At 73.0% G+C, this 9,640-nt stretch carries 12 protein-coding genes and 2 pseudogenes; 7 read left to right on the top strand and 7 right to left on the bottom strand.

Annotation, left to right across the window (positions count from 1 at the left end):
- The 7 genes and pseudogenes from ACIQOV_RS12780 to ACIQOV_RS12750 all read right to left on the bottom strand — a co-directional run.
- On the bottom strand, positions 1 to 790 hold a 790-nt coding region (locus ACIQOV_RS12780; RefSeq protein ID WP_401048017.1), incomplete at its 3' end, for an IS481 family transposase.
- 107 nt (positions 791 to 897) lie between these two features.
- Complete coding sequence (locus tag ACIQOV_RS12775) at positions 898 to 1,149, bottom strand: hypothetical protein (RefSeq protein WP_331768712.1); 252 nt, start codon at positions 1,147 to 1,149, stop codon at positions 898 to 900.
- Positions 1,133 to 1,444 carry an HAD-IA family hydrolase gene (locus ACIQOV_RS12770; RefSeq protein ID WP_331768711.1) on the bottom strand — a complete coding sequence of 104 codons (312 nt, stop codon included), beginning with the start codon at positions 1,442 to 1,444 and terminating at the stop codon, positions 1,133 to 1,135. Before ACIQOV_RS12770 ends, ACIQOV_RS12775 begins: the two co-directional genes overlap by 17 nt.
- Positions 1,329 to 1,658 (bottom strand): annotated as a pseudogene (locus tag ACIQOV_RS12765) (HAD hydrolase-like protein); the annotation flags it as partial. The pseudogene ACIQOV_RS12765 and the gene ACIQOV_RS12770, both read right to left, overlap by 116 nt.
- An 81-nt stretch (positions 1,659 to 1,739) precedes the next feature.
- The gene (locus ACIQOV_RS12760) at positions 1,740 to 2,351 is read right to left on the bottom strand and encodes a PEP-utilizing enzyme (RefSeq protein WP_401048014.1); all 612 of its coding nucleotides are present in this window, start codon (positions 2,349 to 2,351) and stop codon (positions 1,740 to 1,742) included.
- A gap of 623 nt (positions 2,352 to 2,974) precedes the next feature.
- Positions 2,975 to 3,169 (bottom strand): annotated as a pseudogene (locus tag ACIQOV_RS12755) (PEP/pyruvate-binding domain-containing protein); the annotation flags it as partial.
- A gap of 58 nt (positions 3,170 to 3,227) precedes the next feature.
- A complete protein-coding gene (locus tag ACIQOV_RS12750; RefSeq protein WP_401048012.1) occupies positions 3,228 to 4,142 on the bottom strand; it encodes a hypothetical protein in 915 nt (304 codons plus the stop codon).
- A 523-nt stretch (positions 4,143 to 4,665) separates the two neighbouring features.
- Here ACIQOV_RS12750 and ACIQOV_RS12745 point away from each other — a divergent pair.
- Genes ACIQOV_RS12745 through ACIQOV_RS12715 form a run of 7 tightly spaced genes read left to right on the top strand, consistent with a single transcriptional unit; the run spans position 4,666 to position 9,629 of the window.
- On the top strand, positions 4,666 to 5,091 hold the full coding sequence (locus tag ACIQOV_RS12745; RefSeq protein ID WP_331768708.1) for a 6-carboxytetrahydropterin synthase: 426 nt from the start codon (positions 4,666 to 4,668) through the stop codon (positions 5,089 to 5,091).
- On the top strand, positions 5,088 to 5,825 hold the full coding sequence (locus ACIQOV_RS12740; protein ID WP_331768707.1) for a 7-carboxy-7-deazaguanine synthase QueE: 738 nt from the start codon (positions 5,088 to 5,090) through the stop codon (positions 5,823 to 5,825). Before ACIQOV_RS12745 ends, ACIQOV_RS12740 begins: the two co-directional genes overlap by 4 nt.
- 40 nt (positions 5,826 to 5,865) lie before the next feature.
- A complete protein-coding gene (folE, locus tag ACIQOV_RS12735) occupies positions 5,866 to 6,486 on the top strand; it encodes a GTP cyclohydrolase I (RefSeq protein WP_331768706.1) in 621 nt (206 codons plus the stop codon).
- 39 nt (positions 6,487 to 6,525) lie between these two features.
- On the top strand, positions 6,526 to 7,050 hold the full coding sequence (locus ACIQOV_RS12730; RefSeq protein WP_331768705.1) for a phosphoribosyltransferase family protein: 525 nt from the start codon (positions 6,526 to 6,528) through the stop codon (positions 7,048 to 7,050).
- Positions 7,047 to 7,865 (top strand): class I SAM-dependent methyltransferase, encoded by an 819-nt coding sequence (locus tag ACIQOV_RS12725; RefSeq protein WP_331768704.1) that lies wholly within the window; start codon positions 7,047 to 7,049, stop codon positions 7,863 to 7,865. The genes ACIQOV_RS12730 and ACIQOV_RS12725 overlap by 4 nt, the downstream gene beginning before the upstream one ends.
- Complete coding sequence (locus tag ACIQOV_RS12720; RefSeq protein WP_331768703.1) at positions 7,862 to 8,575, top strand: thymidylate kinase; 714 nt, start codon at positions 7,862 to 7,864, stop codon at positions 8,573 to 8,575. The genes ACIQOV_RS12725 and ACIQOV_RS12720 overlap by 4 nt, the downstream gene beginning before the upstream one ends.
- On the top strand, positions 8,565 to 9,629 hold the full coding sequence (locus tag ACIQOV_RS12715; RefSeq protein ID WP_331768702.1) for a radical SAM protein: 1,065 nt from the start codon (positions 8,565 to 8,567) through the stop codon (positions 9,627 to 9,629). The genes ACIQOV_RS12720 and ACIQOV_RS12715 overlap by 11 nt, the downstream gene beginning before the upstream one ends.
- Positions 9,630 to 9,640 lie beyond the last annotated feature (11 nt).

The following is a 9,640-nucleotide window of genomic DNA, read 5'->3' as shown; positions in this document are numbered from 1 at the left end:
GGGTGCGGTTGAAGCGTTCGACCTTGCCGTTGGTCTGGGGGCGGTAGGGGCGGGTGCGTTTGTGTGCGATGCCCTCGGCGGCGAGGGCATCGCGCCAGGGGTGTGAGCGGTAGCAGGCGCCGTTGTCGGTCAGGACCCGCTGGACGGTGATCCCGGCCCGGGCGAAGAACGCGTTCGCCCGGGCCCAGAACGCGGCGGCGGTCTCCTTGCGCTCGTCGGCCAGGATCTCGCTGTAGGCGAGGCGGGAGTGGTCGTCGACGGCGTTGTGAAGGAAGCTGTAGCCGGCCCTGGAGCGGTTCTTGCGGCCGGCCTCGCGGCCCAGGGTCTTGTGGCCGCCGCCGTCGGGGATGTTGCCGAGCTTCTTGATGTCGACGTGCACCAACTCGCCCGGTGCGGCGCGTTCGTAGCGCCGCACCGGACGGGCGGTGGCGCGGTCGAGGTGGGCCAGGCGGGCGAGTCGGTAGCGGACCAGAACCCGGTGCACGGTGGCCGGGTTGAGCCGCAGCAGATAGGCGATGCGGGCCGGCCCCCAGCGGCGCAGGACGCGGACCTTGACGATCCGCCGCTCGGTCCGGGTGGGCAGCCTGCGCGGGCTGCGGTGCGGGCGGCTGGACAGGTCGCTCATGCCGGCCTCGCCGAGCGTGCGGTACCGGTCCGCCCACCGCTTGGCCGTGGTCGGCGAGACCTGGAAGCGCTCGGCGGCCCGCCGCAGCGGCCAGCCGTCCTCGACCACGCAGCGGGCCAGGCGCAGGCGTCCGGTCTCGGTCAGCGGTGCGTTACGGTGTGGCATGAGGGCCTTTCTGGTCGCCGGGTAGATGTCGCAATCCACACCGAGCCAGAAGGCCCTCACTCATTTCAAGATCACACAGCCGTGAGCCCTGTCACCAACCTCCGTGGTCAGTACACCGCACGGATGCTCCCCGGGTTGAGCTCGGGCAGCTGGTGGAGGGTGGCGCTGAGGACTTCGGCTCCGGCCCGGGCCTCGGCGTCGCGGACGGGGTCGTGGAAGGGGACGGCGATGTGAACGGGCGCGTGCCGGGCATGGAGGGCGAGGGTGCCGCCGGCCCACAGTTCGGCGTCGTCGGGGTGGGCGAACACGGCGAGCACGGATTGCGGTCCGATCGCCTGGTCGTCAGGGTTGCGCGGCACGGGGTCCTCCTGCGGTGTTGATGGTGGCGGAAAGGGCCGTGACGAGGCGGCCGTGCCGGATGGTGAGGCAGCGCATGCCTGCTGCAAGGGCGGCGGCGATGCCGTCGTCGGCGTCGTCGACGGCCAGGCACCGTGCCGGGTCGGCACCGAGCCGGCGGGCGGCCTCCGAGATAGGCGTCGGGGGCTGGCTTGCCCTGCGGCACGTCGTCGAGGGTGACGACGACGGGCAGCAGCTCGTCCAGCCGGAGCCGGTGGATGCCGTGGTGGACGAACACCGCGGCGGCGCTGGAGGCAACCGCCCGGCGGATGCCGAGCCGGTCAGCGGTGCGGAGGAGGTCGAGCGTGCGGGCGATCGGATCGGGCGCCGGGGCGTCGAGCAGAGCGGCCCGGCTGCGCGCCACCACGTCTTCCACCGGCACGGGCAGGGGCGCGTCGACTGCAAGTGCTGCGATCACCTCGCGCACGGGCAGGCCCGCCAGCAGGCGGTAGCGCTCGGTGGGGGCGGCGATTCCCGTGCGGTGCGAGCGCGGCTTCCAGAGCTATGCGGCGGGCGGCGGTGTTGTCGGCCACGGTGCCGTCCCAGTCCACGATCACCGCCTCAACGCCGACCAGGTGCTGCTCAGAGTCCGACATGGGTGACCGTCCGTCCTACGGTGGAGGACTTGACCGTCGGGACCAAGGACGGCAACTTCGGCGGGCTGGGGCGGAGCGTCCCGGGGCCACAGCAGTATGCCGAGACCGGGAAGGCGGACCGGCCGGCTGCCGGGCGGGACGGTGCCCGGGACCGGGAGATCGCCGGGGAGCAGTATGCCCACCAGGTGCGCGCCGCCGGTGACGAGGGCGGTGAGGCCGGAGTCGGGGTCCTGCGGGTCGAACCAGAGCAGGGTGGCGGCGCGGCCGTCCTCAGGGACGGGGGCATCCAGGGTGCGGGTGAGGACCGCGGCGGTGGTGAGCGGGTGGGACGGGGCGGTGCGCTGGCCGGGGACGGCAGGGGCGAGGCGGGCGGTGCCGGCACCGCCGTCGACCTCGACCAGGGCGCCCGGTGCGATGACGGTCAGGGCGTTGGTGACGCAGGGGATGCCGAGTTCGCGGGTGATGATCGCGGTGTGGGAGAGCTCGCCGCCCGTGGTGGCCACGACGGCGGCCGGACCGGTGAGCAGCGCCGGAACCGCTTCGGGGCCGAGCACCTTGCAGACCAGCACGCCGGCGGCGATATCGGCGCCAGCGGATAGGACGGCGGGCCCGGTGGCGATTCCGGGGCGGCCGCGATTCCGTGCAGCACCTGATCGTCGGCGAGCTCCGCCTGGGTGGCGGTGGTGATGTCAGTGAGCGGTGCGGTGAGCGGGCGGGCCTGGACGAGGTGGAGCCTGTCGTCGAAGTCGATCGCCCACTCGATGTCGACGCGTTCCGGTTTGAGGGCCGCGGCGGCCCGGGCAGCGGCAACCAGGAGCCGCTCACTCCCCTCGGGTATGAGCACGGGGCGGTCGGCCAGGGCAGCCGGGGTGTAGAGGTGCAGCACTCCCGAGTGGGATGTCTGGATCTTCGCCCGGGTTCCGCGGGCGGCCCGTGTCGGGGTACACCCATTCGCCCGGCGGCATCCCCAGTTCCACCGGCCTGCCGGGCAGCTGCAGGACTTCCTGGTCGGTGGGCCGGACAGTGGCCCGGCCGTCGGGGCCGCTGATGTGGATCTCGTCTGTCTGAGCACCGGCGACGAGCGGTTCGGCCAGGCCGCGAACGGCCTCGATCCGCCAGCGGGTGCACCGTCCGCCTGTGACCTCGGCGACGAGGACGCCGGAGCAGGCCGGACGCAGTCGGCCTGCACGAGTACCGCCGTCCGAGGCGCGGTGGTGGCGCCGCGGGCCTGCGCGTAGGCGGTGATCGCCGGGTTGTGTGCGGAGGCTCGGACGGCTCGGACGGCTTCCAGCAGTGCGGCTGGCTCGGCCGGGCTGATGCGGGAGGTGTAGAGGCCGGCGAAGGACGCGCCGGTGCCGTCCTCGGCGACGGCGGAGGAGCGGGCGATCAGCCCGTGGCAGCTCCTGGACGCCTACCCGACGCTGCTGATCGCCCGCCGTGCCGCCTCACACGGCGGCGGCGCGCATCTCGGTGATGGCAGCATCCAGCCGGGCCGACCCCACCGCGGAGGCCAGGTCGACGGCGACCGCGGCGTGGTGGCGGGCCTCGTCCATCTCGCCCTGCCGGAACAGGACGGTTGCCAGGCGCGCCGCGCCCATCGCCTTCGCCCGAGGCTGGGACGCCTCGGGAACGCCTGCCGTGCGCCGCAGCTGGGGCACGACGTCGGGCGCGAGGTGGCCGGTGGTCGCCGACAGCCGATACAGGGCGTACCCGAGGTCGGAGCGCAGCTTGGCCGGTGTCAGCGTCCGCATCCAGCCCTCCTGCAGGCTGTCGTCGGCGCGGGAGGCGTGGTCCTCGGCCGCGGCGACGGAGCGCATCACGCCGCGGATGTCGCCCTGGAGCGCGAGAGCCTGCGCGGTGACGGCAGAGATCATCGCCAGGACGGCGGGCGGGTGCGGACCGGCAGCGGACGCGGTGAGCGCCAGCGCCCTCTCGGAGTCGCCCTCGTGGACGGCCTGGCGGGCGGCGTTGGTCGCGATGTGGCAGTACGCCGAGGCATCGCCCGCCTCCCTCGCCGCGTCCAGGGCGAGGTCGAAGGACGCGCCGGCCCCGGCCTCCCCGGCGTCGAAGCTGGTCCAGGCGTACAGGCCGGCCAGTCGCGCCACCGCGCCGCTCCACGCGGTGCGGACGGACGGCGTCATCGAGGCGGCGCCGAGGTCGACGGCCCGCCGCAGCTCCAGGCCCGCGAAGTGTCGGGTCGCGCGGCCACCGGAGCGGCGGTCCCACTCCTCCAGCGCGGCGGTGTGGCGAGCAAGGCCGTGCACGTCGTCGGCCCCGAGCCGGGTCGGCGATACCGCGATGTCGGGTAGGACGCCCGCTACGCCGAGGGACAGGAAGGTTCGGCGTTCCGTCGGACTCACCTCGCGGGTCGATTCTCGCGGCCGACGCGTGCCGACAAGGCCGAGCTCCGCTTCGGTCTTCACCTCGAAAACTGCCCGCAGCGCCTGCCGTACTTCGTCCCGCGGCCACCTGATGCGACCGCATTCAAGGCGGCTGACGGTGGCGGCGTCAAAGCTCCCCGGATCCAGCCCTTCATCCCGGCACCAGGCCTGTACGCGGGCGGCCACCGTCTCCTGGGTCCACCCCCTTACGCGCCTGGCCTGCTGTAAGGCCGTGTTCTCCATCGTCCTGCCCCTCAACTGGACGCCCGTGAAGGGCAATGAGCGTACTAGCCGCCCGTAGTTTGCCCACCTAACTTGCCCTGCCCAATCCACTTGATCGGGTGTCAGATAGTGCTCCGCCAGGTCGGGCGCCGAACCCGCGACCGACTGCCGAGAGCTGCTCGACCGGCCTGACCACGACCGGCGCGACCCCGCCGGGTCCGAACGGCCCGGCCTTCCCGAGCGCTCTTCCACGCGGCCCAGTGCCGCCCGTCCCGAGGAGATGATGGCCCTGTCCACCGTCCTGCCCGCCGTCGAGATGCCGCCTGGCGCATTCCGCATCGGCAAGTCGTTCACGTTCGAGGCCGGCCACCGGCTGACGGGGCTGCCGCCCGAGCACCAGTGCTCCCGGCAGCACGGACACAGCTACACCGTCGAGGTCGAGCTGGTCGCGGGCACGCTCGTCGCACCGGGCTTCGTCACCGACTTCGCCGACCTCAAGCCGTTCAAGGCTTTCCTGGACGGCGAGTTGGACCACCGCAACCTTCACGAGGTCCTGCCCGTCGAGCCCACCTCCGAGCTCCTCGCCCAGTACCTGGCCGGCTGGTTCATCGAGCACGTCCAGCCCGGCATCACGGGGTGCCTGGCCGCCGTCCGCGTCCGCGAGACCGCGAGCAGCTGGGCCCGCTTCGAGGTGGCCGCCCGGTGAGCGAGCGCAGTCCGCTCGGCGCACCGGTCCTCACCGGCGGGGCGCTGCTGATCGCCGAGTGCTTCGGCGTGGAGGTGCCCACCTTCCAGGGAGAGGGGCCCAGCGGTGGCTGGCCGGCCCTGTTCATCCGCCTCTCCCGCTGCAACCTGGCGTGCAACAAGTGCGACACCAAGCTGACGTGGGACTGGCGGCAGTACGACCCGCGCGAGGTGTCCACCCGCATGACGGTGGAGGAACTGGTCCGGTGGGCGCTGTCCTCGCCGGTCGATCTGGTCGTAATCACCGGCGGCGAGCCGCTGCTCCAGCAGAAGCGGCTGCTGCCCCTGGTACGCGCACTGCTCGCGGCCGGCAAGCGGATCGAGATCGAGACCAACGGCACCATCACGCCGATTCCTGACCTGCTCGTCGACGGTGTCCGGTTCAACGTCTCCCCGAAGCTTTCCAGTTTCGGGGAGGACGAGAGCCGCAGCATCGTCCCGGCGGTGCTCGCCGCGTTCGCCGCCAGCGGCCGGGCGGCGTTCAAGTTCGTCGCGTCGGGCCCGGACGACCTCGGCCGGATCGCCGAACTCGTCGAGGAACACCGGCTGGCCCCGGTGTGGGTGATGCCGGAGGGCACCACCGCGGAGGCCGTCATCGCGACACTCCGCACCATCGCCGACCAGGTCGCCGCGCGCCGCTGGTGCCTGACCCCCCGCATGCACACCCTCGCGTTCGAGAACGCCAGCGGCCGCTGAGCCGCCCGCACCACCACCCCCTTCGAGAAGAGGACCCACCATGACGAGTACCGACCTCGCAGCTCGCCCGGCCGCCCTCGAAGTGCCCCTGTCCGAGCCGCGCGTCGACACCGCCCGCGTCGAGTACCTGGTCAACGAACTCCTGATCGCCCTCGGCGAGGACCCCACCCGCGACGGCCTGGTCGGCACCCCGAAGCGGGTCGCCGACTCGTGGACCTCCTTCCTGTCGCCCGGTCCCGCGGACGCGGCCTGCTTCCCCGAGGCGACGCTGGTGGGCCAGATGGTCCTCGTCGACGGCGTCAGCGTCTGGTCGAAGTGCGAGCACCACCTGCTGCCGATGAACCTGAAGGTCACCGCCGCCTACCTGCCGGGCGAGAAGGTGCTCGGCCTGTCCAAGTTCGGCCGGATCGCGCAGCACTACGCCGGCCGGCTCCAGGTCCAGGAGCGCTTCACCGCGCAGGTCGCCGACCACCTCGCCGCGACGGTCGGCAGCCAGGACATCGCCGTCCACGTCGAGGGCCTGCACCTGTGCATGAGCATGCGCGGCGTGCGGATGGAGGACGCCCGCACCACGACCCTGCAGGCCCGGGGGCGCTTCGAGAGCGGCCTCGTGCTCGCCCAGCAGTTCCTCGCCATCGCCACCCGGCACCGCGCGGCCTGAGAGACCGACCAGCCCACCGACCAAAGAGGAGAGCATCCGATGGACAGGCCACCGACGGCACCCGCGCACGGCGCCGCCCCGCCCACCCCCCTGCACCTGACCTGGGACGACATCGGCTCCGCTGTGCACGTCCTCACCGAGCGGGTGAGCACCGGCGGGCTGCCGCAGACCGTGGTCGGCATCATGCGCGGAGGCACGGTCCCGGCCGTGTGGCTCGCTCACCGCCTCGGCATCCGCGACGTGCGCGCCGTCGAGGTCGTCCGCACCACCGGCGACGGCGTCAACGCGGACAAGAACCCGCTGCCAGACGTTCGCAACCCCGCCTCGCTCGGCGACCTGTGGGACCTGGACGTGCTCCTCGTCGACGACATCGCCGGCTCCGGCGTCACCCTCGCCCACACCGCGGACATGCTCCACGACCTCGGCGCCGCCCGCGTGCGCACCGCGGTCCTCGCCGTGAACCGGGCCAACTGGGAGCAGGACGCCCCGCCCGAGGACGCCATCGACCACATCGCCTCGACCCACCGCACCTGGATCGTCTTCCCCTGGGAGGGAACCGCATGACCACCGAGCTCACCGATCAGCACCTCACCCGGCCCGGCACCCCGATGATCGGCCCGTACAGCATTAACCAGATGGACGACTTCTACGGCGCGCTCGCCGTGGGCGAGGCGAAGCCGTCAGGGCTGATGAACCTGATGCAGCACCTCATCGCCGCCGAACAGAGCCCGCAGGGCGCCTGCGTCCTGGACGTGTGCTGCGGGCGCGGCCTGTCCCTGCCGCTGCTGCACCGCTACGCCCCGAGCATCGCCCGCTACGTCGGCCTGGACGTCAGCCCGGACAACCTCGCCGAGGCCCGCACCCGGCTGGAGGCCCTGCGCGGGCACTACGGCAGCCCGTTCCCCGTGGACTTCGTCCAGTGCGACGTCTCCGAGCCCTGGCCGGACCTGCCCCCGTTCGACGTCGCGATCTACACCTCGGCGCTGGAGCACCTGCCCTACGAACTCGGCGTCAAGAGCCTGGCCTCCACCGGAGCCGCGCTCGCCGGCGGCGGTGTGCTGTACCTGTCCACGCCGCAGGCGTTCGGGCCGCCGCCGCGCCCGCTGCAGTACCGGGTGCACGTCTACGAGTGGTCGCGCGAGGAGGTCGAACGCGCCGTCGCGGACGCCGACCTGATCGTCGAGGACGTGATGGGACTTCTGCCGCCCTCCCCGGACGACGTCGCCGCCGAGCTCGAGGAGCGCTTCGGCCCCGCCGCGGTCGACTGGTACCGCCACCTGGCCGCCCGGGTGCCGAAGGCGCTGCTGGACACGGTCTCCTCCGTCGCCGTGCCCGACCGGGCGACCGAGCTGCTGTTCGTGTGCCGGAGGCCGGCATGAACACCACGACCGTTCCCCGCCCCCGCCGGGCCCCCGGCAGGCCGCTGTGGGTCAGCGTCGAGGGTGTCAACGGCGTCGGGAAGACCACTGCGGTGCGCGCGGTGGCCGCGGCGCTCGGCCCGCGGTGCCTGCGTCTGGACGAGTTGACCGACCAGCGGGCCGACTCCCTGCCCGGCCAGGTCATCGCCGCCCTCGCCGCGACCGGCGACGTGTGCCTGCGCACCGGGCACCCGGTCGCCGAGACGCTCGCGCTGCTGGCGCTGAAGTTCCACGAGGCCGAGCGCCTGGCCTCCGCCCTGCCGGACGGCGTGGAAGTCGTCCTGGAGGACCGCGGCGTGGACAGCGTGGCCGTGTGCCAGGCGGCGATCCTGCATGCCGAGCACCCCGCCACGCCCGCCCTGGCGATCGCCGAGCGGATCCTGGCCACCGCCCGCCGCTGGCGGCCCATGCCCGACGCCACGGTGCTGCTGGTCGGCGACGGCGACGTGTGCACGGCCCGCTTCGCCGAGCGCATCGGCCACGCCATCCCGACCGACGCCCGCGCGGTGATCGAGCGCACCGGCCAGCTCTACCAGCAGCTCGCCACCGCCGAGCCCGACCGGTACACGCTGATCGACGTCAGCGGGTGCGGCCCCGGGGAAGCCGCGAAAGCCGTCGAGGACGCTGTGCGCGCCGCCGAAACCCATCGGGAGGCCGCCCATGTGGCCTGACACTGCGCCTCGGCCGCGGCGCAGGCGCGAGATCACCGTGCTGTGGGCGCTGCGCTCCCCGTGCTCCTTCGGCTGCCCGCACTGCTACTTCGGCGAGCTCGCGGACGACAAGCAGGGCCCGCCCAAGGAGGTGGGCTTGCTCTCCCACATACCCGTGCGCGACCTCGACCACGCCGAGCTGGAGGCGTTCGCGCGCAGCCTGGCCGACTCGCCGGTCGAGCGGGTCGTCCTGGCGGGCGGTGAGCCGCTGGACTGGCTGCCCACCCTCAGCGTGATCAAGACGATCAAGGACGCCGGGTGCGAGGTCGTCATCGCCACCAACGGCGTGCCCCTCACCCGGCCCGGTATCGCCCGCAAACTCGTCGAACTCGGCGTCGACGCCGTCTCGGTGTCCCTCGACAGCGCGGACGAGGCCGTCAACGACGCCCTGCGGCCCTCCCGCTCCCGCCGCGTCGGCCACCGCGAAGTCCTGGCCGGCATCCGCACCCTCCTGGACGAGCGGGGCGACGGCGCGGGCCCGCGCGTTGGGATCTACAGCGTCGTCATCCGCGAGCGCCCCCAGGAGATCACCGCCGTCGCCCGCCTGGCCGCCGAGATCGGCGTCGACTACTACGTCCCGCAGCCCATCTCCCTGCCCCCCGACCACAAGCTCTTCGCCGAACGCTGCCACACCGCCGACGACGTCCCCGCCGTCGAGGAGCAGCTGCTGCACCTCCAGCAGGATCCCGGCGGACTCACCCTGCCCGGACCCGCGTACGTGCGGAAGTTCCTCGACTCGATCGCCACCCAGGACAGCGGCCGCGTCGAGCAGTGCTTCGGCGGTGCGCAGCTGTTCTTCATCCAGCCCGACGGCACGGTGTGGGACTGCCCCTCCGACCGGCGGATCGCCGCGACGCCGCCCGAAGCGCGCCGCACGATCGTCGGCGCCGATGCGCGGACCCTGTTCGACGGCCGTCCGGCGTGCACAGACTGCTCCCACTTCTCCCGGGACTGCGTCAACATGACCCCGCTCGTGCTCGGCATGCCCCGCCTCCTGGGCCGGGTGGGGCCATGAGCAGCCCCCTG

Source organism: Kitasatospora sp. NPDC091257, from assembly GCF_044757675.1.
GTDB lineage: Bacteria > Actinomycetota > Actinomycetes > Streptomycetales > Streptomycetaceae > Kitasatospora > Kitasatospora lactacystinica.
The sequence above is the reverse complement of the archived record's forward strand: the minus strand, read 5'-3'. Positions and strand labels throughout refer to the sequence as shown.